Genomic DNA, 22810 nt, shown 5'->3' with positions numbered 1-22810 from the left:
CTTAAAGTGATTGAATAATTATGAAAATAGGAATATCATTACTGAACCCTATTTTTGCTATATCATAAATATGACAACAATCCTAATTGCTTGATCTATCTTATCCAGTCCCGGTTTTCCCGAATCCAACAAATTCCTCCGGGGCTGGTAATTTTTTGATATAGGTTAAATTTATTAAAGCAATACTTGTTCATGTTTGTAGAGATTAGCGGATTTTATGAGAAATAAAAAATTTGTTGCAGAGCATAGAGGCGGGGACCTTACTTTAGAAAACCATCGTGGATTAATGAATTGGGCAATCGCATGTGCAAAACATGCGTTGGAACTTTTCTCTGATAGGAACATTGATATCCGTTTATTTCAGGCGCTTGACATTGCCAGAGAATGGGAAAGGGGAAATGTCGGGACCGGTGCGGCAATGGAAGCGGCCTGGGCCGCACATGCAGCAGCGCGTGAGACAGCTGATCCAGTATTAAAAACTATTTCACGCGCTATTGGTCAGGCGGTATCAACAGCGCATATGGCAGATCATAGTTTGGGGGCTTCTCTGTATGCCCTCAAGGCTGTCAGCCAATCTGGAAAATCCGTTCAGGAAGAAATTGGCTGGCAGGATAAAATGCTCATCAGATTACCGCCGCAAATAATCGATCTTATACTTGAAACCCGTGAAATAAAAAGAAAAGGATTCAAAGATTTATAGTCTTACATTTCTTAGCTTTCGATTGATAACTTTTTAATGACTATGTACGTTCTCCTGTCTTTTTCCTTGATAGGTGTTTAAAATAAAAAACACCACAATACAGGCTATTATGGTGTTACATGGATATGTGGTTTGATTAGTTTTTCGCTAAGACCATCTCTGGTTCTTCTTTTCCGCCATGACAGGTTTTACAGGAAATCGCTTTGGCGGGTGATCCATCCCAGCTACGATTAAAATACTTTTTGTTTATCTTTTGGGTCATCTTAATCATCGCTCGTCCAATCTCTTTTTTGTGGTTATCATCACTTGCAAAATCCATTTTTTTAGGATCCTCTTTCGATGGCGCGTGACAGAAACCACATTTTACCCCTAAAGCGACATTAAATTCCTTCATAGTGGAAATCAATTCATCGTGGGTTATATTTTTGGGAAGAACTTTTAGATTGGTCGGTTTTGGTTCTTCTTTAGGTTTTTCCTGTTGGAAGCTAAATGCACTCAACGCAAGGGCTATAGCAAAGACAGACGCAATTGCACCTAATTTATGTATTTGTTTCATTTCTCTTTTCCATTTGTACCTAACTAAATATAGGGAGAAAGAGATAATTTTCAAACAGAATATGAATTTTATATGACAATTTAGATTGATTATTATTTACGGACAGCCTCATTGACTATCCAGGCCTGACTATTGGACTGGTAGTTAATTGTCAGCAATTTTCCCTCAATCTTCACGTTTTTTAAACCTGTTGAGTCGGTGGAGGCCCAGGTGCTGTCATTGGTTTTATTTAATACAAGGTCTGTAATATTCGGAATGCCTGTATAAAATTCAATTTTATAGGTATTTCCGCTCACTTGCAATACACGTATTAAACGATTATCCCGATCCACATCCAATGTATTATCCTGATATTGAACACGGCCTATAAAGCTGCCGGAAGCCCCTGCAGATTCACCCCCTGTGTTATCATTTTTTGCACATGAGATTATTAGAATAATAAATAAACTGAACAGGGCTAATGGGATAAACAACTTCATGTATGTAATTTTTGCTCTAAAATAAGACTTTTTGACCAAAAACTCAATTGATCAATCCAGAAATGATATTTATTGTCAATGCAACGACAAATGTATTTAGAGCAAAGGAGAGGAGGCCGTGAAATAAAACTACCCTTCGTATTTTTTTTGAAGAGATTCCCACGTCAGAGACCTGAAAGGTGCAGCCCATCACAAATGAAAAATAAGCAAAATCTAAATAATCGGGTTTGTCGTCTCCCGGAAATTCCAGCCCAGTTCCAGCCGCATTATTTTCATAGTATAAACGTGCGTAATGAAAGGTGTATATGGTATGGACCAATATCCAGGAGGATAGTATGGCTAATATGCAAACAACGATAATGTACGCGTCATTTAATTGTTTATCCTTACTTGATATAATAATCATCAGTACCGAAACAAAGCAACCTATGGTCACTAGAATGATAAATAACGACACGAAGAGCCGGCTTCCATCCTCCTGCTGTGCTTTCCGGGCAATGGAAGCAATCGGCATTGTGTAGAATGTGTACCAGGATATAGAAATATAGGATACACAAAAGCCAAACCAGCATAACATTAAATTAAGCAGTGGAAGGCTTTTAATCGGGGAGATCAGGTAGATCAACAAAAAGAAAAAGACCGAAATCAGTGCCCTATGGATGGATTGCATCCGATGCAAGTAGTAGTTCATTTTTCCCATTTGAGGTTCAATTAACAGTCAAATTGTTCTTCTGCTTCAAACATCAGTGGGTTGCCGTGATTGGACAGAAACAGGAGCATTGCTTCTTCCTCATAATTTTTTGGATTTGAAAAAATGAAATCTAATGCACCATCCCGGTCGATATCGCCAACGAATAGAGTAGACATAAATACATGGTCATATTGATCTACCTGGAAAAGTGTCTTTTCTTTATTTCCATTAATAGAGCTGTAGTTGAGTTTATAATTGGCAACCTCATGAAATACTTTCTCGTGACCGTTTTCGTCGGTTTGCACTTCAGTGGATTTAATGTCACCCAATGCTTTGAGCGCTATTTTTTGGTTCTTAAAAGTATACTGAACGGATTCTTTTGGCCAAATCTCGGACTGATTTATCTTGAGATGTTCTAGTGCGCCTGTTTTAAGTCCTTTCAGCTTCAGGAATAACAATGAATTTCTTCGTGATTCAACACTTTTAGTCGCTACTTGTGCGCAGTCGTCAAAACCGTCCTTAACTTCAAAATCTACTTTGTCCAAATAATACTGGCCATTTTCTTCGTAAAGATCATACCAATCTTTATTTAAGACGGCCGTTGGATCTTCCTTTTCCCAGATACGATAGCTGCTGACAAGAAAGATCTGCCCTTTTGAAGAATCTGTCTTCGGAGAAATTAAAGATGTAGTGCTATCGCTAGTTGATATTGCTAAACTGTCTGATGTTTTTGCTGTATCAGTTAAATTTCTGTTCTGTTTTGTAGAAGAGTTTGTACATGCCTGTAGGGAAAATAATCCTAAAATCAGGCTGAAGGCAATGAAAACATTCATATACGGTGAATTTTGCTTAAATATATAAAATTCACCGTATATATAATATTTCTGTTTCCTAGCTAAATAGCTCTTTTAACAATGAAAATGAACGAAGACATTTGTCGTCATCGAAGATATAGGAAGTCGCCATGATTTCATCGACCTTATGATCCTTAACAAACTTTTCTATTTCCGGACGGATTTTGGCACCATCGCCAATAAATGCACAAGAAGCCATACTCTGTACGGCCTGCTCAATTGCGGGGATACCTTTGTAAATTACATCCTGCGTTGGTTCTGAGAGAGGCCTTCGTGTGTTGGTCACTATGCCGGCAAATAGGTTATAGAAGCTTGTTGCCAAAAAATTTGCTTCTTCGGTACTGTCAGCTGCGATAACATTGACACACGAGATGAAATAAGGTTTTTCTAAAACTTCTGAAGGTACAAAATTTTGATGATAGATCATGCTTGCTGAAGCAAACTGTGCCGGAGCAAAATGCGTTGCAAAAGCATAAGGAAGACCCAAGCTAGCCGCTAAATAGGCACTATCGGTGCTTGATCCCAAAATATAGAGTGGGATATCCAAACCTTCACCTGGAAAAGCTCTAACTTTTGCATCATAGTTCTCTGCACTGAAATACCGCTGCAGATCTTTTACCTCTTGTGGAAATTGAAAGGCTGTATTCAGGTTGTTTCTGCGTAACGCCATGGCGGTCAGCTGGTCCGTTCCCGGAGCACGCCCCAAACCAAGATCAATACGACCGGGAAATAATGTTTCTAATGTACCAAATTGCTCAGCAATGACCAATGGTGCATGATTCGGCAGCATGATGCCCCCAGATCCCACACGTATATGTTGGGTGTTTGCCGCTATATGCTGTATCAGAAGTGATGTTGCTGAGCTGGCTATATATTCCATATTATGATGTTCGGCAACCCAAATCCTTTTAAAATCTAGTGTCTCTATATGTTGGGCAATTTTTACAGTACGTCGTAAGGCACTGGCGGTATTTTCTCCTTTTTTGATTGGTGCTAAGTCCAATGCTGATAATGCTATTTTATCCATGCATTAAAATTACGGAGAAGAATTTCGACAATTGTAATGAAAATGTCTATTCTAAGAGACGTTGTGTATGTATGACACTAAATTGATCATTTAGGGTTGTCGTAAAAAATGTGAACGAGTCGCCGGCATCTTTTATTTTAAACTTCTTTTTGATTTCCTCGGTTTTCAAGGGGAAGTTTTTTGCGATAATATCGGATTTTAATTGTTTTTTACTTTTCTTAAAATCCGTGAAAGATTCTACTTGCTTTATAACAAATGTCTTGCCCGGAAAATTTTCAACCTTTTTATCGGAGGTATAGAGGTGGGTGTTTTTATGCAGTTTTTTTACATTGAACACTTGAGCAATCGTTTTAAAAGCTCCAGCTTTGGATAGTGCAACATCAGGTTCATATAAATAGGACAGGGGAGCACTGTAATCGTTTACAATTGCACGTTCGTTTTCGTAAGTAAAGGAGACAAGCTGCTGCTGATCTTGAAACAATCTTACGCCATGTATGGATGGCTCACCTTCGTAGCCCTTTTCCTGTATAAAAATGAGTTCCTTGCAGTCATTCTGTAAAGAAACGACGTAAACGTTTTTTACATGTCGGAGCGCTTGTATTGCCGCTGATATATCCAATAATGGAGCAAGCTTGCTGATTATCGTATCAGCATGTTTAAAAAACTCATCTTGTAATTCAACTAGATTAGGCTCACATTCATCCAGTAAAAATACCTTTTTATTCAGGACTCTTCTTGATGGGTCTAGGTAGATATAATCAAATCGTTCAGCCGGGCCCCTGAGAATATAATCGACTCCATTTGCAGCGATGACCTGGAGATTGTCTGCATTTAAGACTGCCGCATTATGCATTGAAATTGCAGCGAGTTCGGGGTTCAACTCACAAGAAGTTACTTTTTTTGCCTTTTGCGAGAAGTAGTAGCTATCAACACCGAAACCGCTAGTGGCGTCAATTAAATGACTTCCTTTTTTTATAAGCGAACTTTTGAATATACCTGTTTTCTCGGAGGAACATTGCTCAAGATTAAGCTTAGCAGGAAAGTAGATTCCTGGTGTTTGTGCCCACAATGGAATTTTAATACTTGCCCGCTGGCGACCATCAAGCTGGGCTGCAAGTTCAGCGGAAGATATTCCTTCAAAAGGAGATTTTTTTAACGCAATTTTAGCTGGGGACTCATGCATGTTTTTCTCTAAAAACTGCTGAATCTCCTCTTGAAGGATTAATGTATTCATTTATATTTTTTTAACAAGAAGTTGGCAAGTATAAGTATCCTTTAATTCGCTAATAACTTCCTTATCAACCAAAACACGGTCAATTGTCTCCTGATTGTAGTAACGGATTGTAATGAGCTCTAGTCCTGATTCATACTTGACCTTAAAACGCTGCTCTAATTCATTGATCAGGTCGACCAGATTTTTCCCTGTATCGTCTACTGATACCGTAAAATTGATTGCTGTGTTGTGCATCATATTGATTTTGATACGGTGCTCATGAAATAAATTAAAGATATCCCGGAGGTTGTCTTCGACTATAAAGGAGAAATCTCTCGGCGAGATAGAAATGAAAATCTGGTTGACCTTAAAGATAAAAGAGGGTACTGGTAAGGTCTGATTTGTACTCTTTATCATGGTACCGGGTGAATCGGGATCAACAAAGGAACGTACATTTAGAGCAATCTTTTTGTTTTGCAGGGGTTTTATTGTTTTCGGATGGATGACTGTTGCGCCGTAATAGGTAAGTTCAATAGCGTCGGTGTAAGACAATTCAGGAATCAATTCAGTTTTTTCAAACCATTTTGGATCCGCATTGAGGACACCCGGTACATCTTTCCAAATGGTTACATTTTCGGCATTTAAACAGGACGCAAATATCGCTGCAGAATAGTCGGACCCTTCACGGCCTAAGGTAGTTGTGAAATTTTCAGAAGTAGATCCCAAAAATCCTTGTGTGATTACAATGTATTCGTCGAGAATAGCAGGAAGTTCTGCACGGATTTTTTCTTCCGTTTTGTTCCAGTCCACCACAGCTTCGCGATAGGTATTATCTGTGAATATATAGTCACGTGCATCCAGCCATTTTACTTTTTCTCCAATCGAAGAAACATAGGCCGCAACGATCTTCGTGGAGATAAGTTCGCCCATCGACACAATCTGATCAAAAAGGTAATCATATGAGTCTTGAGGTTCTTCTTCCAAAATCCATTCGATTTCGACAAAGCAGTTGGCAATTTCATCGAATATAGGGTTTCCGGCTTCAGGAAACAATTCCTGAAGGATATGAAAGTGAAATTCTTTAGCTTCCTCTAATGACTGAAACTGCGAACCTGTGTTATTAAAATACTCTTTGGTCAATTTTTCCAGGAGGTTTGTTGTCTTTCCCATAGCGGATATGACGACTAATAAGGCGTCGCCTTTGTATTTTGAAATAATCCGCGCTGAATTTCTGACACTTTCAGCATCTTTTACTGACGCCCCTCCAAATTTAAAAACCTGCATTTATTTATTAGTTTAGTTGATTGCTAATTGATACTGTTGATATAGTTTAGTCCTTTGTCCGAAATCAGATGCTTAAATGTTGTATAGGGGATACGCAGTTCTGTATTTCCCTCGGCATAGGATTTGATCTCGTATACATTGTAGTAAAACAGGATATCATTTTTTTCAAAAGTGAAATTATCGGCCAATGAAAACTTGCCGTCTTCAAAAAAATATTTTCCATTTAATGAATCATCACCGCTTAATCCTTCTTGATTCCGGAAATACTGCTCAACGATCTTTATAAATTTATCTTTATTATCTTCTAAAATGATATCATCGATCGTAATCGCTTTGTTGGATTGTCGATCAAAATTCGAATATAGAATGAAGTGGTCTCCATGTGCTCCACCGGTATACTCTTCCTGTTTGGTTCGTAGTCCTAAGAAAATGGGAGTGTTGGCGACTACATCCACTTGTAGGTCCCGGTTCCAGGTTGCTGTAGATTTCCCATTATTCTCTTCTACGTACTCGTTGTAGGAATTAATAAAACGATGTGCTGCCTCTTCCATGCTTGTATCGCCTTCGAGATGAACCACGGTAGCAATAAGGTCATTAATTTTGCTTTCTTTGAAAATAGGATATTTTGCCCGGAAATAGGTCGTATCCAATCGATCATCTTCTTTTAGAAAATAATTGCTATGCTCATCTATGTTTTTTCTGGTGTAGAAGAGTGTATCGGTATGCTGTACTTCTACAGGTGTTTTATTTTGACCATTGCATGCGTATAACAAACCGCTGAGAACTAAAATCTTTAAAAAAAAGTGAAACCGCATTGATTTGAATATTCCTGTTATTTAATAAGTGATTGACACATTGATCCACTCCGCATCAAAGTTTGCTTTATATCTTTCATAAAATTTTATAGCCGGCTCATTCCAATCCAGGACCTGCCATACCATTCCATGAAATCCACACTGTTTGCCATAATCCAAAGTCTTATCAAAAAGTAGTTTACCAATTCCTAGACCCCGCATACTTTCTGTGACAATCAGATCCTCTAAATAGAGTCTCCGGCCTTTCCAGGTCGAATAGCGTGTATAATATAATGAAATTCCAACAATTTCGCCGTCTATCTCCGCAACAAAGGCACCCCATACCGGATGAGTACCAAAACCAGCATCCTGAAATTCTGAAAGTGATACGGTTACTTCGTCTGGCGCTTTCTCATAAATAGCTAACTCTTTGATTAACTCAAGCATTCGTGGACAGTCTGCAATAACTGCTTGTCGTATAGTGGTTTTAGTCATTGTTTTTGAAATGTTTTATAATTCTTTTGCCAAAAATTGTACTTCCAATCCGTACCATCGTCGAACCTTCCGCTATTGCCAGTTTATAGTCTGAGGACATTCCCATGGATAGGGTGTTGAAAAACTCATCTTTTCGGTAGAAACTTGCCTTGATTCCATCAAACAACATCTTCAGTTCATAGAATTCAGCTTTAATTACTTTTTCCTTATCCGTATTTGACGCAATTCCCATCAAACCGCATATACGAATATTTGTCAACGCAAGAAACTCTTCATCACGGAGAAGTTCGATGAGCTCGGCATGGTCAAACCCAAATTTTGTTTCTTCTTCCGCAATATATACCTGCAAAAGGCAGTCGATTGTCCGCTTTGCTTTTAGCGCATGTTTGTTGATTTCTTTCAGTAATTTTAATGAATCGACTGATGCAATTAAGTTGATGAAAGGTACGATATATTTAACCTTATTTGTCTGAAGGTGCCCTATCATATGCCACTGAATATCTTTAGGTAAAAGCGCTGCTTTTTCAACCAACTCTTGAACATGATTTTCACCAAAGATACGTTGTCCAGCTTCGTAAGCCTCCATGATGTCTGAATTGGATTTTGTTTTTGAAACAGCTACAAGTCGTACACCAACAGCCTCGGTTTCCAATCTTAATGCTTCTAAATTACTAGCGATACTCATTTATGATATAGTTTTGATGATGTAAAAAGTGCCAAATGTCGGTGCTTTTTGTAAATTTGTACAAAACTACGAAATGCTACGATTAATACTGAATCTACTTGCTGTGATTTTTTTATTTGGTTCTTGTGTCGGAACTGGGGGGAAAGATATTATCTCTCAAAGTAAGTTTGTCGACGCACTTACTGAAATTCAATTGACTGATTCCTATCTCAATATTTTACCGATCGATAGTGCACGCAAAGTGATGTTGCCTTTGTATCAAGTGACTTTTGACAAATACGGTTTGGATTCGGTCTCTTTCAGGAAGAATTTGGACTATTATGGTAAGGATGCAGAAGTTATGGCCTCTATTTATAAGAGGGTGGAAGATAATCTGACGAAGGAAAATAAGTTTTATTCGGATATAGAACGAAAAAAACAGGATTCCATCCGGACGAGGGATTCTATTCAAAATATGCATATTCAGGATAGCACAAATCGCGTTATGCGTGCGCAGCAGGCCTATCAGGAGCGTATCGCAGCACTTATACATTATTTGCCGAATAAGTCGAAATTCAATTTTAGAGAATCTTCTTCACTGTTTAACAAAGGAATTCAATCAAAGACTGGTATCAGCATGGACGGTTATTTAATGAATCAGCTGTCCGTAGGCATTTCAAATTTACCAATTGAAACGCCTTCTCCACAGAAAAATGTAGTTTCTCCGCCGATAACACCTGGTACTTCGACTAGGGATACTACATTGACACAAAAATCTGTGGTGCCAGCGCCAACAACAAGTGAACTGGAAAAGAGGCCAGTTCTTACTCCGCCGCAGCAGATAAAGCCGCCGGTGAAACTTTAACCATTTAAGAAAATAATTTCTATGGTATATCCAATAAATGCAATTGATAAACTCGGATTTTCCGAGATAAAAGATAAAATAAAAGAAAAATGCCTGAGTGAGTCAGGCCGTGAGCTGGTTGAAAAGATTCAACCGCAGACTCGTTACGATCAAATTGATAGATTTTTAAGACAAACTAGCGAGTTTAAAGATCTTTTGATCAATGACAGTGCATTTCCCGTTGAGAATTTTTTTCCTCTTCGATCCATTATTGAAAAGGCAAGGGTAGAAGGTACATTTTTACTTGAAGAGGAATTTTTTAGGGTATTGTTGTCTCTAAAAACCGTCTATGCCATTATTCGTTATTTTAACGAACGCGAGGGGCTTTACCCCAATCTTGAAGTACTATTTGAACATTTACCGATCGAGAAAGGAATTATTCGTGATATCGAGATGGTTATTGATGAACGTGGGAAACTTAAAAATAATGCTTCCCGCTTGTTGTTGGAAATTACGCAGCAGATTCAGCGTGCCGAGCAAGAGGCAATGAAACGTATCAACAGCATCTTTAAGAGTGCTCAAGACAGTGGTTGGACCGCAGATGGGAACCTAACCATACGGGATGGACGGCTCTGTATTCCTATTTTGGCAGAGAATAAAAGGAAGCTGAAAGGTTTGATACATGATGAATCTGCAACCGGACAAACTGCTTATATAGAACCTGAAGAGGTGTTTCACCTAAATAATAAAATCAGAGATCTAGAGTTTGAACGCAGGCGTGAAGTCATTCGCATTTTGGTTGAATTGACGGATAAAGTCCGTCCACATATTCCTTTATTGCTGTCTTACCATGGTCTATTGACAAAAGTGGATTTTGTGCGCGCAAAAGCACTCTTTGCACTGGATATAGAGGCCGAGATGCCCGAATTGTCAAAAGAGGCGGAGATCAATCTGGTGAATGGTCGCCATCCGCTTTTACTACTGAATCAGCACCATACTGTTGTTCCATTGAATATTCAGGTTGATCATATCCAACGTGTTATCGTAGTATCGGGTCCTAATGCTGGTGGTAAATCAGTTTGTATGAAAACGGTGGGGCTGTTGCAGATTATGGTGCAGTCAGGTTTATTGATTCCCGCTGAACCGACATCAAAAGTAGGTGTTTTTAAACAGATATTTGCAGATATAGGTGACGATCAATCCATCGAAAGTGATTTAAGTACCTATAGTGCCCATCTGTCTAAGATGAAATATTTCACTGAATTTGCGAATGGTCGCACCTTGGTGTTGATCGACGAGTTCGGGACTGGAACTGATCCTTTGTTTGGTGGACCTATCGCTGAGGCTGTATTGGAATCGCTAAACAAAAAGCAAATTAGGGGAGTCGTGACAACACACTATTCAAATCTGAAAGTCTTTGCTAGTAATACCCATGGACTGGAGAATGCTTCGATGTTATTTGACAACCGCGAAATGAAACCGATGTATATCTTGCAGATTGGCAAACCTGGAAGTTCTTATGCATTTGAAATTGCGCAGAAAATAGGTTTGGGCAAAGATATTCTAGAATCTGCTAAGGGTATGATTGGCGTACAGCAGAAGAAAGTTGACACATTGTTAATTGATTTAGAGAGAGAAAAGAAAGAAGTATTTGATACAAAAGTAGCAATCAATAAAAGAGAGAAAGAACTGGAGTCGATTAAATCGGAGTATCTTGAACTACAAAACTATTTGGAAGAAAATAAACGTGTCATACTGAAGAAAGCCAAAGAGGAGGCGCAGCAGATTATTAAAAGTTCGAATAAGTTAATCGAAAATACGGTTGCGCAGATCAAATCTGCAAAGGCGGATAAGGAGAAAACACGTGAGCTGCGCAGCAATTTGGATCAGGCGCTTCAAGCTGTTCTTCCCAAAGAGCAAAAACCAGCAAAGCAAATCGTCAAAGTGAAAGTGCCTGAATCCGCCGAATTAAATATTGGGGATTGGGTACAGATTATAGATAATGGTGCTGAAGCGCAGATCGTCGAAATTGCAAAGAACAATTTAATTCTTGCCATGGGTGAATTGCGTACTGTTCAAAAGCGAAAGAATGTGATTAAACTTGAAGGTCGGGAAGGGAAGAAAACTGCAAAAAGTTTGTCCAGGTCACTATCTTCCGGTACTGTAGCTGACTTTAAACCCGAACTTGATCTTAGAGGCATGCGGACAGAGGATGCGTTAAATGAACTGGAACGCGTATTGGATCGAGCCGTAATGATTGGTTATCCATCTTTAAAAATCATTCATGGCAAGGGGGATGGTATTCTGCGTAAATTCATCCGTGATTATCTCCGCAAATATAGTCATGTAAGCCGATTTGAAGATGAACATCAGGATCGTGGAGGAGATGGCATAACCTATGCTTATTTATAGTTAAAAATTAAATGGAGTCCTAATGCATGCATATTGGGGCTCCATATTCAATCTTTCTGCAAAAGTTTCTTATGGAAAGCATTATTGATTTTTTGAGCAGTGAACCTTTATTAAATGCCCTTACTTCAATTTTGTGTGGCAGTTTAATTGGTTTTGAACGGGAATACAGAAACAAATCGGCTGGATTTCGAACGGTGGTGCTTATTTGTTTTGGCTCAGCCATGTTTACCATTGTTTCCTGTTTGTTTATAGGCAATAGTACAGACCGTGTTGCAGCCAATATTGTAACTGGTATCGGTTTTATTGGTGCTGGAGTCATATTTAAAGGTAAATTATCGGTCAGTGGCCTCACTACTGCTGCAGTTATTTGGGCCACAGCTGGAATTGGAATGTTTGCAGGTTTGGGGCAGCTTGTATATGCGATCTCTTTTGCAGTGTTTATGGTCGTTATACTTGCGCTTTTTCAACGGATAGAGATCCTTTTAGCGCGTTATTACCTGATCCGTTCACTTCATATTAAATTCAGCTCCAATGAATTCTATCATTTGCATGAATTTGAACAATTAGCACTTGATTTTAAGATTAAAACGACAAGGCGTGTCATAGAAAAAATAGGTGGGAAGCTAGAAGTAATGTATGATATCTCGGGCAAAATGAATGATCTGGATCGTTTTAATCAGCAATTGGCCGGTTCCCAAGTTATAGATGAGTTTTACTACAACAAATAAAACTCATCCCTTAAGATTGCCCAATATATTCTTAGGTCGTTTCTTTCCCCCCAAAAGTAATCAAAATCATGCCTGAAATAATGACAAACATGCCTAAGACCTGCTGCCAGCTCAATGGACTTTTAAAATACAGTGCCATGGCCAGCTGAACGGTTAGAAATGTGCCGCCTGAACATAAGGCGATGACGATAGGCTGAGAAACATTTTTAAATAGCTGTACAAGAAACCAACTTGCAGAAAGCAGAATAATATTTCCAATGATCAATGCTGTCCATTTATATTTTGGATGTATTCCTCCAAGTTTGAATAAGATAGAGGAGATAATTTGACATGCCCAAAATGCGGCAAAATATATATAGTTTAACATAAATCTGTTATTCGTATCTATTGTAAGCACTGTTAAAAGATTGACGCATCAATGCGAATTGATCGATTACACTTTTTAGAAATTCCTCATCAAGTAAATCGAATACGCCATTTACACCACCAATAATATCCATTTCCGCAATTTTATAGGATTGTTCTAAATTGCCTTGCTCAAACTTAATAATGAATTTTTGGTTCATGCCAAAAATTGAAATCTTGCAATCAGGGTGGGGAAGTTCAGCTATTAATCTCATGTAAAATTCTTGTTTTTAAATTTAGCATAAAAGTATAAAAAAACGCCCAAATGCAATGCATTTGAGCGTTCAGGATTATGATATGATTAGAAAAAGGCTTAATTATACGATACCTTGTGCTTTCATAGCATTGGCGACTTTAATAAAACCACCAATATTGGCACCTTTTAAATAATTTACGAATCCACTGTCCTGACCATATTTCAGACAAGTTTCGTGGATACTCTCCATAATGGATTTTAAGCGATTGTCAACTTCTTCTGTACACCATTGAGTACGGATTGAGTTCTGAGACATTTCTAATCCGCTAACAGCAACACCACCAGCGTTCGCAGCTTTACCAGGTGCAAAACTAATTTTTGCGTCAAGAAAAACTTTAATAGCTTCCGCAGTAGAAGGCATATTGGCACCTTCAGCAACACAGATACAACCATTTGCTATAAGTGCTTTTGCATCGGATTCATCCAGCTCATTTTGTGTTGCACAAGGCAATGCGATATCACATTTAAATTGCCAAGGTTTCTGACCAGCTAAAAATTGGGCATTAGGGTAGCGAGCCGGATATTGATCCAAATTTCTTCCTAATGTTGCACCAAAGGCCATTTTTTCAGCATCAAAACCGTCAGGATCATATAATGTTCCTAAGCTGTTTGATACCGTGATTACTTTAGCACCCAGTTGCAGCGCTTTCTCTACAGCGAAAAAAGCTACATTGCCAGCTCCTGATACGGTAGCAACTTTACCCTGTAATGATTTTCCCTGATGTCTGAATATACAGTCGACGAAATATAATAAGCCATAACCAGTCGCTTCTGGACGGATGTATGAGCCGCCCCACAGTTCACCTTTACCTGTAAGAACTCCAGTAAAGTTGTTTTGAAGACGTTTAAATTGTCCAAATAAGAAGCCAATTTCACGGCCGCCAACACCGATATCACCGGCAGGAACATCTGTATCTGCGCCAATATGACGGTACAGTTCAGTCATGAAACTTTGACAAAAACGCATAATTTCATTGTCTGATTTACCTTTAGGATCGAAATCAGAACCACCTTTTCCACCGCCAATTGGTAATCCAGTTAAGCTATTTTTAAATACCTGCTCAAAAGCGAGGAATTTTAAGATGCTTTGATTAACGGAAGGAGCGAAGCGTAGACCGCCCTTGTATGGACCGATTGAACTATTCATCTGAACACGATACCCACGATTAACTTGTACTTGATGGTTATCATCCAACCAGGTTACACGGAAAGATATAATACGCTCAGGTTCAGTAAGTCTTTCAAGAATTTTTTGGTCAAAAAATTCAGGATGGTTTTCAGTGATATAAGGAAATAAATCCTCAGTAACTTCTTTTACAGCTTGTAAGAATTCTGGTTCATTTGGATTACGTTTCTCAACGATTGAAATGAACTCGTTAAAGTTTTTTGACATGTTTTAATTAGTAAAATTTCCCTTTGGCTGGCACTAATTTATGTATTTTTTAACAAAAAACCAATAATCATTAATTATTTACAAATATTATTCTGTTTTGATGAAATTTCATATTTCATTTAAATTGTTTAAAACAGAATATTCAATTGCGAAATGAAGGTTAAATGACCATATAACAGTATTTTATTCGAGTTTATCTCAGAAAGATAGAATCATTTTCGTTTTTAATAAAATAGTTATAAATATCCCGTTATGATTGATGAATATTTAATTGTTGATAGTTTTTTCTGATTATTTAATAAGCGCTAATGACGCCTATTTTATCATTATATTTTGTTTATAATTTATATTATGTTAAATAGTAAATGTAGAAATGCCCCTATTGTACAATTACCTTCTATCATTTCGGGTCTTTAAAAGTAGATTCTCGATAATGTTAGCTATATTTCGAAAAAAAAAGGAACTCATACATTGTCTGAGTTCCTTGAAAAATATTTAGGTTGAATATTTACATTTTAAAAAGATATTAGTCAACTGCCTGAATCATTAAAGCACCAACAGTTAGATTTGTTCGTGGGTCAATAACAATGGCTTGCGAATTTTCTGCGTTTTCATTTTGTAAATCAAATACAAGATTTTCAGCAGATTTAATTGCTATTCGGCCAATATCATTAAGCTTGATCTCCTCATTATAAACTTTTTCTTGTGTATTGATATCAAATTTGTAAAGCACATCAACAATCTTAACTTTTGTTAATTTACTGTGACTTTGAACCAGGTAAATTTGGTCCGTATCCAAAGGTTTGTTGTCGAACCAGCACAAATTTGCTTGGATATTACGTTCGAACTTCGGTGGATTTTCCACGCTGGCAATTGTGTCTCCACGGCTAATGTCGACGTCATCGCTGAGATGGATAATGACAGATTGTCCACTTTCTGCCCGTTGAAGCTGCTGTCCGTTCAATTCTATAGCTTTTACTGTGCTGAAAGTCTCTGCTGGATAAACAATTACAGGATCTCCCACTGTTAACCCCTCTCCTAATACGCGACCTGCATATCCCCTATAGTCGTGTAAATCATCCGTTTGTGGTCTTACAACCCATTGGACTGGAAATCTCCAGTTGGCTGTTTCGTGTTCATGTATTTCTACATTTTCCAGGTAATCTAATAAAGATTCGCCTGTATACCAGAACATACGATCCGATTTATGGACGATATTATCACCTTTTAGAGCGGAAACGGGTATGAAATCAACATCTTTGAGCCCTAGATTGCTAGCCAGTGTTAGGTAATCACTTTTGATCTGTTCGAATACCGTTGCACTGTAATCGACCATATCCATTTTGTTAATGCAAACCAAAACCTGCTTCATAGCTAGTAGTTTAGCGATGAAAGAATGGCGTTTTGTTTGCTCTATTACGCCTTTACGGGCGTCAACCAAAATGATTATGAGGTCCGAATTGGAAGCGCCAGTTACCATGTTTCTTGTATATTGGATATGCCCTGGAGCATCAGCTATAATATATTTTCTATGATCAGTCTGGAAATATTTGTAGGCAACATCTATAGTGATCCCTTGTTCACGTTCAGCCTTAAGACCATCAGTCAATATGGCCAAGTCTACCGTTCCATCATCATTTTTCCGGTTAGCACGCTGTATGGCTTCCAATTGATCATCCAAAATGGAGTTGGTATCGTAAAGCAAGCGACCTATTAAAGTACTTTTACCATCATCCACGGAACCGGCGGTTATAAATTTCAATATATTCATTGTTGTCAATATCAGGTATTAATTTGAAAGTGGATTAAAAGTATCCTTGTTTTTTACGTTCTTCCATAGCTGCTTCAGACACTTTGTCGTCCATTCTGGCTCCACGTTCACTTACAGTTGACGCTTTTATTTCAGCTATGATATCATCAAGTTCTGTAGCCGTTGAATCTACAGCTGCTGTACAGGTCATGTCCCCAACAGTTCTAAACCGTACTGATTTGCGTTCGATTACATCATCATCATCGATATTCAGAAACGGTGCAGCTGCCATTAGTTGTCCATTGCGTGTGATAACTTCCCGTTCGTGGCTGAAATAGATAGATGGCAACGCAATCTGTTCACGTTTTATATAATTCCAGACATCCAATTCTGTCCAGTTTGAAATAGGAAATACCCGTACATTTTCACCCTTGTTTATTTTACCATTGAATATGCTCCACAGTTCAGGTCTTTGGCGTTTGGGATCCCATTGGCCGAATTCATCTCGCACGGAGAAGATCCGCTCCTTCGCACGGGCTTTTTCTTCATCTCTGCGTGCACCTCCAATACAGGCGTCGAAGCCATGTTTCGAAATTGTATCTAATAAGGTGACTGTTTGTAAAGCATTTCGACTTGCATTTTTTCCCTTTTGCTCCACCACTTTGCCTTGGTCGATACTTTCCTGCACATAACCTACAATCAGTTTTTCCCCAATTTCTTCAATCAGTGAATCCCTGAAAACAATTGTTTCGGGGAAATTGTGGCCTGTATCAATGTGCACTAATGGAAATGGAAATTTTCCAGGTCTAAATGCTTTTTTTGCGAGGTGAACAAGTGTGATAGAATCCTTGCCACCAGAGAATAGTAACGCAGGTTTCTCAAATTGCCCCGCGACCTCCCTTAATATATATATTGCTTCCGCTTCTAAATGATCTAAATAGTCCATTTTCTGAAATAATAAAATTTGATTTAATGAATTTGAGTTTATGCCTGGTTATTTTAAGATTTAACAGCATGTAAACCACATTCTTTTTTACTTTGATCTTCCCACCACCATCTGCCAGCACGGAAATCTTCACCTTCCTGTATCGCTCTGGTGCAAGGCTGGCAACCGATACTCGGAAAACCTTTATCGTGCAGGACATTATAAGGAATGTATTGTTCCTTGCAATATTTTTTCACCTCGTCAAAGGTCCAGTCAAATAAAGGATGGATTTTAATGATCTGATTAACTTCATCGTATTCGATAAAATCCATATCGTGCCGATTGACGGATTGATCAGATCTGATCCCGGTTACCCAAATTTTCTTCCCTTTGACTGCGCGCTGCAATGGTTCTATTTTTCTTATTCGGCAGCATTCCTTACGATTGTCTACCGATTCATAGAATGAATTGGGGCCTTTTCTGCTGATGAATTCTTCTAATAGGCTTGTGTCTGGCGTGTAGGTCTTAATTTGCAGTTGATAGCGCTCCAAGGTACGGCTCCACAATGAATAGGTTTCTTTAAACAGTCGTCCGGTGTCCAATGTGAATATTTCGATATCAATATTATTTTTACCGATCCATTCTGTAATAATTTGGTCCTCTATACCAAAAGATGTTGAAAAAACGACTTTATTCGGAAATATTACAGCTATCGTTTGTAAGAGCTCCACTCCTTTTTTGTCACCAATAATTTCTTTGATTTCTTTAACGTTCATAACGTAATATATTTTTGGTATGTTCGTTCAACTTCTTTACTTTAAATTCGAAATCGCCTTTGAGCTGCTCTCGGTAGGCACTCATCAATGACAAAGTTTCGTCAATTTCTTCAGGTAAAAGGTCATTTAATAATTCTTTTACACGTTTGGCAATTGTTGGAGATTTTCCGTTTGTTGAAATAGCTATTTTCAGATCACCTTTCTTAACAATTGATCCTAAGTAGAAGTCACACAAATCCGGTTTGTCCGCCGCATTAAACAGTATGTTTCCTTGTGATGTTAAACTACGTAACTGATCGTTGAGCGCAGTATTGTTTGTTGCTGCAATGACCAGCTGTTTATCGATAAGATCGTTCGGCTCAAATGGACGGACATACAGCTTGACCTGAGGGTATTCTTGTAGAAGTTCTTCAAACGCAGGATTGATTTCCTTCGCTACGATTGTTAAGTTCAATGCTTTGTCATTAGAAACGAGTGCCTGAAATTTTTCCAATGCAACGTTCCCTCCTCCAACGAGCAAGGTGTGAATCTGATTCAGTTTGACGAATATGGGAAATAGCTGGTTCATGGCTATAAGGTTAGAGCTTTTTCTTTAATTTCCTGAAATAAGCGATGTTTTGCCACCACTTCACCGATTACAATAATTGCGGGCACCCCTACTCTTTTCTCCGTAGATTCATCCAAAATGCTTTCTATGGTGGCGAAAACGACTTTTTCGTTCGGTAGAGAACCATTTTGAATTAAAGCAATTGGTAAATTATGCAGGTTTCTTTCGCGATAAATGTTCACGATTTCAGCTAACTTTCCATAGCCCATCAGTACAACAACGGTAGCTTTGGACTCAGCGGCTAAATAAAGGTCTTTGGATAGCGAACCGTCCGATCTGGAGCCCGTAATCACCCAAAAACTTTCACTGATACCGCGATAAGTTAATGGTAGCTGCTGCAATCCAGTCAGTCCAATAGCAGAGGAAATACCTGGCACAACACTTGTTTCTATACCATATTGATGTACATAATCAATTTCTTCTCCGCCGCGGCCAAAGACAAATGGATCACCTCCTTTGAGACGGACAACATGCCCGTAATTTAGTGCATAATCCACCAGTAGGCGATTGATTTCGTCCTGGGAAGTTGAGAGCTGTTCGGCGCGTTTTCCAACATATATCTTGATGCAATCAGGCGCTGCATAATCTAGCAATTCTTCATTTACGAGCGCGTCATATAAAATAACGTCCGCTTTTTCTATCGCTTTTATCCCTTTAAGGCTGATCAGTTCAGGATCTCCCGGTCCTGCTCCAACTAAGGTTACTTTCGCTTTTATTGACATACAATTCTCTCCCTATACCAATACTGGTTTTAAATTTTTACGTTGATAAACCGCATTGATAAACTTTGTTGCTTCCTGAATATAGGTAGCTGCAAAGTGTTCGTTTGGTTCATTTTTGCTGATCTGTAAGACCAGTTCTGGAAACGCCTGATCAAAACTATATTCACCTGTTTCCACAAAATGGGCTTGGAATTCATTGATAACCGTATTTTGTGTACTTGCGCTAACTCCCTTATCTAGTAATAATGCTTTTGCTGCTTGTACAAAGGCATTATATCCGTGATAGATAGCATCGGAGAATTTAGATTCCTGGAATGTCTCATTTGCCCATTGCAATTTTTCATCCGCCTCATAAATTAATGTTGCGACTAAGTCGATCACGACTCCCGCACATTCTCCCACGCCAATAGCTGTCTGAAATGTTCCTTCATGACCCCAGTCCACAAACTCGTCCTCAGCAAGATTGGTCAGATCCGAAAGTGGTTTTAAAAGATTGTAGAAGTAATTCTTTCCTTGTCTATCATAGTAAGCATGAAAATTTTCATTCTCTTCCGCATTTTTCTTGTAATCGTTCAGTACCCATTCAACGACATGCAAAACCCTTTTTGTTGGAACTTTGATAATGCGTTCGGCAACACGGCCTTCGCCATTTCCTATAGTTCCACCTCCCAGCATAACTTGTGCTGCAGGGACTACTTTGCCTTCTGCTTTGACAGAACTGCCGTGAAAACCGATATGTGCTAAACCGTGCTGACCACAAGAATTCATGCAGCCAGAGATTTTAATTTTCAGATCTCTATTAAATACGAAATCCTGATGGAATTCGGCGATGTAAGACTCAATAACACGAGCCATTTCCGTGCTATTTGAAATACCTAGATTACAGGTGTCTGTGCCAGGGCAGGTTGTTACATCTGCTGTACTGTCAAAGCCTACTTCTGCAAGATCCAGTGATTTCAGCAGCTGATAAATATGTGGCAGAGATTTTTCTGTCGCATATTTCAATAGCAGGCTTTGATTTTGCGTAATGCGAATGTCGTCAGCTACCAGGTTTTTTAGCCCTGTTACCAATGCGCGTGCCTTGTCAGTACCGATATCACCTGTGGACACTCTTACATAAACTCCGTAATATCCTTCTTGTTTCTGTGCAAAAGTATTGGTGCTTTTCCAAACCTGATAGTTTAGGTCACTATCCAAATCGATGCTTGATACCTCGCTATCGTCCGGGGCTAAAGGTTGTTCGATTTTGCTTCGGTCAATAGGGAAAGTCTTTACTTTCGTGGCAATTTTTTCGGATTCAATTAAGCTCAAAACCTGCTCTAAGCCTAATTTTTGGATAAGGTATTTGAAGCGCGCCTTGTTTCTGTTATTTCGCTCGCCATAGCGATCAAATACCCGGAGTGTAGCTTCTATATAAGGGATAAGCTCGTCTTCGTGTAAAAACTCACTCGTAACGGACGCCAGGAAAGGCTGAGATCCTAATCCTCCTCCCAGCAGAACTTTGAAGCCGCGGGTTTCGAAACCATCGATTATTTTAATTTTTGGGATAAAGCCCAGGTCGTGAATATATGAGAACGCTGTATCTTCATCACTAGCCGAGAAAGACATTTTGAATTTTCTGCCCATTTCTGCACAGACTGGATTACGTAGGAAATATTCAAATGTAGCCTGTGCGTATGGAGATACATCAAAAGGTTCCTTGGGATCAATACCCGAAGTTGGTGACGCTGTCACGTTGCGCACTGTATTGCCACAAGCCTCACGTAATGTGATGTCATCTTCGGCCAATTTGGACCAAAGTTCTGGTGTACGGTCCAAGCTAACATAATGGATCTGTATATCTTGACGTGTTGTAAGATGCAGGTTACGGCTTGCATATTCATCCGATATCGCAGCAATTTTAATCAATTGCTTAAACGTAACCTTCCCAAATGGAAGCTTTATACGAACCATCTGAACTCCAGGTTGTCTTTGTCCATATACTCCCCTGGCTAAGCGCAACGATCTAAATTTCTCGTCGGCGATCTTGCCCTCATGGAATAATCGAATCTTTTTTTCAAGTTCGATAATTTCCCTTTCCACGATTGGGTTTTCTAATTCTGTGCGGAAACTTTGCATAAAACAAATAAAATCTATTGATTTGGTATTCTTTTCTCGAGTCAAATGTAAAAATATTTTTTCAATATTCTATAATATCTACCAAATTAATATATATTTGCCATGTAAATTTTAATATACAAAACCTGTAGACTAATAGGTGTAATGATGAGAAAGTGTTTTATAGTCTTGATTTTAAGCTTTATAATCGTATTTGAAATAAGTTCCTGTGCGCCTAAAGTTAAGAATGGCTACAGTAAAGAACGTGGTTTTGAAGGTAATATTTCTTTATCTGGGGCATTTGCACTTTATCCTCTAGCAGTTGTATGGAGTGAAGACTTCAAAAAAGTACACCCCAATGTTCGGTTCAATATATCAGCTGGTGGAGCGGGTAAAGGAATTGCCGACGTACTTACAGGCATGGTCGATATTGGGATGGTTTCGAGGGATCTTCATGAACAGGAAATAAAAAAAGGGGCTGTTCCAATAATTGTTGCAAAGGATGCTGTGATCTGTACAATCAACCCAGGAAACCCCAACTATCAGGCGATTTTGAAACGTGGTCTAAGCCGTGAAGAACTGTCCGATATTTTTATCAGTCAAAAATTCAAAACCTGGAAACAAATTGACCCTCGATTCACAGCCGACCCGATCAATGTATATGTCCGTTCTGATGCAGCCGGAGCAGCGGAGACCTGGGCTAAATTTTTTGGTCATAAGCAGGAAGATTTGCAGGGTATTGGAATTTTTGGTGATCCTGGGATAGCGCAGGCAATTAAAGATGATATTCATGGTATTGGCTTCAACAATATTAATTATGTCTATAATCTAAAAACAAATAAGGTATTTGATCGTATTGATGTGGTTCCATTAGATCTGAATAAAAATGGCCAGATTGAAAATGAAGAACAGTTTTACCATACCTTATCTGAATTAACGGAGGCAGTTGCAGCAGGCAGGTATCCTGCTCCACCCTCCAGAGAGCTGACCTTTGTGACGCGTCATAAGACAGAGTCACTGCTATTGAAGGAGTTTATTTCATTTGTGCTTCAAAAACAGGCACAATCACAGCTCCTTGAAAACGGTTATGTGCCGTTAAATGAAATATTGATAAAAGAAGAACGTAATAAGTTGTAGT

General features: G+C 38.7%; 24 protein-coding genes. 5 read left to right on the top strand and 19 right to left on the bottom strand.

All coding sequences use genetic code 11. From position 1 onward, the window contains the following. Window positions 1-217: 217 nt before the first annotated feature. Complete coding sequence (locus B3C94_RS05060) at window positions 218-700, top strand: putative immunity protein (RefSeq protein WP_343557756.1); 483 nt, start codon at window positions 218-220, stop codon at window positions 698-700. A 136-nt stretch (window positions 701-836) separates the two neighbouring features. Here B3C94_RS05060 and B3C94_RS05055 read toward each other — a convergent pair whose 3' ends face one another. The 10 genes from B3C94_RS05055 to B3C94_RS05010 all read right to left on the bottom strand — a co-directional run bounded on the left by B3C94_RS05055 (window position 837) and on the right by B3C94_RS05010 (window position 8778). Then, window positions 837-1256 (bottom strand): c-type cytochrome, encoded by a 420-nt coding sequence (locus tag B3C94_RS05055; protein WP_293899983.1) that lies wholly within the window; start codon window positions 1254-1256, stop codon window positions 837-839. Between the two features lie 92 nt (window positions 1257-1348). Next, complete coding sequence (locus B3C94_RS05050; protein WP_293899980.1) at window positions 1349-1735, bottom strand: hypothetical protein; 387 nt, start codon at window positions 1733-1735, stop codon at window positions 1349-1351. Window positions 1736-1778: 43 nt separating this feature from the next. Then, window positions 1779-2435, bottom strand: a complete 657-nt coding sequence (locus B3C94_RS05045; RefSeq protein ID WP_293899977.1) for a DUF1345 domain-containing protein — start codon at window positions 2433-2435, stop codon at window positions 1779-1781. An 11-nt stretch (window positions 2436-2446) separates the two neighbouring features. Continuing rightward, a complete protein-coding gene (locus B3C94_RS05040; RefSeq protein WP_293899974.1) occupies window positions 2447-3259 on the bottom strand; it encodes a hypothetical protein in 813 nt (270 codons plus the stop codon). 58 nt (window positions 3260-3317) lie between these two features. Further along, window positions 3318-4307, bottom strand: coding sequence for an LLM class flavin-dependent oxidoreductase (locus tag B3C94_RS05035; protein ID WP_293899971.1), 990 nt, complete (start codon window positions 4305-4307; stop codon window positions 3318-3320). A 46-nt stretch (window positions 4308-4353) separates the two neighbouring features. Beyond that, window positions 4354-5541, bottom strand: a complete 1188-nt coding sequence (locus B3C94_RS05030) for a THUMP-like domain-containing protein (RefSeq protein ID WP_293899968.1) — start codon at window positions 5539-5541, stop codon at window positions 4354-4356. After that, the gene (locus B3C94_RS05025) at window positions 5542-6804 is read right to left on the bottom strand and encodes an aspartate kinase (protein ID WP_293899965.1); all 1263 of its coding nucleotides are present in this window, start codon (window positions 6802-6804) and stop codon (window positions 5542-5544) included. Window positions 6805-6827: 23 nt separating this feature from the next. Continuing rightward, the gene (locus B3C94_RS05020) at window positions 6828-7577 is read right to left on the bottom strand and encodes a DUF3298 and DUF4163 domain-containing protein (RefSeq protein ID WP_293899962.1); all 750 of its coding nucleotides are present in this window, start codon (window positions 7575-7577) and stop codon (window positions 6828-6830) included. A 63-nt stretch (window positions 7578-7640) separates the two neighbouring features. Further along, entirely contained in the window at window positions 7641-8093 is a 453-nt protein-coding gene (locus B3C94_RS05015) for a GNAT family N-acetyltransferase (RefSeq protein ID WP_293899959.1), read from the bottom strand. After that, the gene (locus B3C94_RS05010; RefSeq protein WP_293899956.1) at window positions 8086-8778 is read right to left on the bottom strand and encodes a YggS family pyridoxal phosphate-dependent enzyme; all 693 of its coding nucleotides are present in this window, start codon (window positions 8776-8778) and stop codon (window positions 8086-8088) included. The genes B3C94_RS05015 and B3C94_RS05010 overlap by 8 nt, the downstream gene beginning before the upstream one ends. A gap of 73 nt (window positions 8779-8851) precedes the next feature. Between B3C94_RS05010 and B3C94_RS05005 the strand changes: the two genes are divergently transcribed. From B3C94_RS05005 to B3C94_RS04995, 3 genes are all read left to right on the top strand, one after another. Next, window positions 8852-9622: a DUF4296 domain-containing protein gene (locus B3C94_RS05005; RefSeq protein WP_293899953.1), complete on the top strand. Its 771-nt coding sequence runs from the start codon at window positions 8852-8854 to the stop codon at window positions 9620-9622. 21 nt (window positions 9623-9643) lie between these two features. Beyond that, window positions 9644-12013 (top strand): endonuclease MutS2, encoded by a 2370-nt coding sequence (locus B3C94_RS05000; RefSeq protein WP_293899950.1) that lies wholly within the window; start codon window positions 9644-9646, stop codon window positions 12011-12013. A gap of 71 nt (window positions 12014-12084) precedes the next feature. Then, window positions 12085-12741 carry an MgtC/SapB family protein gene (locus tag B3C94_RS04995; RefSeq protein WP_293899947.1) on the top strand — a complete coding sequence of 219 codons (657 nt, stop codon included), beginning with the start codon at window positions 12085-12087 and terminating at the stop codon, window positions 12739-12741. 31 nt (window positions 12742-12772) lie between these two features. On the opposite strand, the gene B3C94_RS04990 is transcribed toward B3C94_RS04995, so the two are convergent. From B3C94_RS04990 to B3C94_RS04950, 9 genes are all read right to left on the bottom strand, one after another. Beyond that, window positions 12773-13108, bottom strand: coding sequence for a hypothetical protein (locus tag B3C94_RS04990; RefSeq protein WP_293899944.1), 336 nt, complete (start codon window positions 13106-13108; stop codon window positions 12773-12775). 7 nt (window positions 13109-13115) lie between these two features. Continuing rightward, window positions 13116-13361, bottom strand: coding sequence for a hypothetical protein (locus B3C94_RS04985; protein ID WP_293899941.1), 246 nt, complete (start codon window positions 13359-13361; stop codon window positions 13116-13118). Between the two features lie 102 nt (window positions 13362-13463). Further along, window positions 13464-14795, bottom strand: coding sequence for an NADP-specific glutamate dehydrogenase (gene gdhA / locus B3C94_RS04980; protein ID WP_293899938.1), 1332 nt, complete (start codon window positions 14793-14795; stop codon window positions 13464-13466). 526 nt (window positions 14796-15321) lie between these two features. After that, window positions 15322-16566 carry a sulfate adenylyltransferase subunit 1 gene (locus B3C94_RS04975; RefSeq protein ID WP_293899935.1) on the bottom strand — a complete coding sequence of 415 codons (1245 nt, stop codon included), beginning with the start codon at window positions 16564-16566 and terminating at the stop codon, window positions 15322-15324. Between the two features lie 34 nt (window positions 16567-16600). Further along, window positions 16601-17491, bottom strand: coding sequence for a sulfate adenylyltransferase subunit CysD (gene cysD, locus B3C94_RS04970; RefSeq protein ID WP_293899932.1), 891 nt, complete (start codon window positions 17489-17491; stop codon window positions 16601-16603). 53 nt (window positions 17492-17544) lie between these two features. Then, complete coding sequence (locus B3C94_RS04965; RefSeq protein ID WP_293899929.1) at window positions 17545-18246, bottom strand: phosphoadenylyl-sulfate reductase; 702 nt, start codon at window positions 18244-18246, stop codon at window positions 17545-17547. After that, on the bottom strand, window positions 18236-18814 hold the full coding sequence (locus B3C94_RS04960) for a precorrin-2 dehydrogenase/sirohydrochlorin ferrochelatase family protein (RefSeq protein ID WP_293899926.1): 579 nt from the start codon (window positions 18812-18814) through the stop codon (window positions 18236-18238). Before B3C94_RS04960 ends, B3C94_RS04965 begins: the two co-directional genes overlap by 11 nt. A gap of 2 nt (window positions 18815-18816) precedes the next feature. Further along, window positions 18817-19575: a uroporphyrinogen-III C-methyltransferase gene (gene cobA, locus B3C94_RS04955; RefSeq protein ID WP_293899923.1), complete on the bottom strand. Its 759-nt coding sequence runs from the start codon at window positions 19573-19575 to the stop codon at window positions 18817-18819. A 12-nt stretch (window positions 19576-19587) separates the two neighbouring features. Then, on the bottom strand, window positions 19588-21693 hold the full coding sequence (locus B3C94_RS04950) for a HEPN domain-containing protein (protein WP_293899920.1): 2106 nt from the start codon (window positions 21691-21693) through the stop codon (window positions 19588-19590). Window positions 21694-21837: 144 nt separating this feature from the next. Between B3C94_RS04950 and B3C94_RS04945 the strand changes: the two genes are divergently transcribed. Then, window positions 21838-22809: a PstS family phosphate ABC transporter substrate-binding protein gene (locus B3C94_RS04945; protein ID WP_293899917.1), complete on the top strand. Its 972-nt coding sequence runs from the start codon at window positions 21838-21840 to the stop codon at window positions 22807-22809. Window position 22810 lies beyond the last annotated feature (1 nt).

Source organism: Sphingobacterium sp. UBA5670, from assembly GCF_002420705.1.
Classification (GTDB): Bacteria; Bacteroidota; Bacteroidia; order Sphingobacteriales; family Sphingobacteriaceae; genus Sphingobacterium.
This window is presented reverse-complemented; position numbering and strand designations above follow the sequence as displayed.

Coding starts and splice junctions, on each gene's coding strand:
- B3C94_RS05060 (WP_343557756.1), top strand. CDS start 218: ATGAGAAATAAAAAATTTGTTGCAGAGCATAGAGGCGGGGACCTTACT.
- B3C94_RS05055 (WP_293899983.1), bottom strand. CDS start 1,256: ATGAAACAAATACATAAATTAGGTGCAATTGCGTCTGTCTTTGCTATA.
- B3C94_RS05050 (WP_293899980.1), bottom strand. CDS start 1,735: ATGAAGTTGTTTATCCCATTAGCCCTGTTCAGTTTATTTATTATTCTA.
- B3C94_RS05045 (WP_293899977.1), bottom strand. CDS start 2,435: ATGGGAAAAATGAACTACTACTTGCATCGGATGCAATCCATCCATAGG.
- B3C94_RS05040 (WP_293899974.1), bottom strand. CDS start 3,259: ATGAATGTTTTCATTGCCTTCAGCCTGATTTTAGGATTATTTTCCCTA.
- B3C94_RS05035 (WP_293899971.1), bottom strand. CDS start 4,307: ATGGATAAAATAGCATTATCAGCATTGGACTTAGCACCAATCAAAAAA.
- B3C94_RS05030 (WP_293899968.1), bottom strand. CDS start 5,541: ATGAATACATTAATCCTTCAAGAGGAGATTCAGCAGTTTTTAGAGAAA.
- B3C94_RS05025 (WP_293899965.1), bottom strand. CDS start 6,804: ATGCAGGTTTTTAAATTTGGAGGGGCGTCAGTAAAAGATGCTGAAAGT.
- B3C94_RS05015 (WP_293899959.1), bottom strand. CDS start 8,093: ATGACTAAAACCACTATACGACAAGCAGTTATTGCAGACTGTCCACGA.
- B3C94_RS05010 (WP_293899956.1), bottom strand. CDS start 8,778: ATGAGTATCGCTAGTAATTTAGAAGCATTAAGATTGGAAACCGAGGCT.
- B3C94_RS05005 (WP_293899953.1), top strand. CDS start 8,852: ATGCTACGATTAATACTGAATCTACTTGCTGTGATTTTTTTATTTGGT.
- B3C94_RS05000 (WP_293899950.1), top strand. CDS start 9,644: ATGGTATATCCAATAAATGCAATTGATAAACTCGGATTTTCCGAGATA.
- B3C94_RS04995 (WP_293899947.1), top strand. CDS start 12,085: ATGGAAAGCATTATTGATTTTTTGAGCAGTGAACCTTTATTAAATGCC.
- B3C94_RS04990 (WP_293899944.1), bottom strand. CDS start 13,108: ATGTTAAACTATATATATTTTGCCGCATTTTGGGCATGTCAAATTATC.
- B3C94_RS04985 (WP_293899941.1), bottom strand. CDS start 13,361: ATGAGATTAATAGCTGAACTTCCCCACCCTGATTGCAAGATTTCAATT.
- gdhA (WP_293899938.1), bottom strand. CDS start 14,795: ATGTCAAAAAACTTTAACGAGTTCATTTCAATCGTTGAGAAACGTAAT.
- B3C94_RS04975 (WP_293899935.1), bottom strand. CDS start 16,566: ATGAATATATTGAAATTTATAACCGCCGGTTCCGTGGATGATGGTAAA.
- cysD (WP_293899932.1), bottom strand. CDS start 17,491: ATGGACTATTTAGATCATTTAGAAGCGGAAGCAATATATATATTAAGG.
- B3C94_RS04965 (WP_293899929.1), bottom strand. CDS start 18,246: ATGAACGTTAAAGAAATCAAAGAAATTATTGGTGACAAAAAAGGAGTG.
- B3C94_RS04960 (WP_293899926.1), bottom strand. CDS start 18,814: ATGAACCAGCTATTTCCCATATTCGTCAAACTGAATCAGATTCACACC.
- cobA (WP_293899923.1), bottom strand. CDS start 19,575: ATGTCAATAAAAGCGAAAGTAACCTTAGTTGGAGCAGGACCGGGAGAT.
- B3C94_RS04950 (WP_293899920.1), bottom strand. CDS start 21,693: ATGCAAAGTTTCCGCACAGAATTAGAAAACCCAATCGTGGAAAGGGAA.
- B3C94_RS04945 (WP_293899917.1), top strand. CDS start 21,838: ATGATGAGAAAGTGTTTTATAGTCTTGATTTTAAGCTTTATAATCGTA.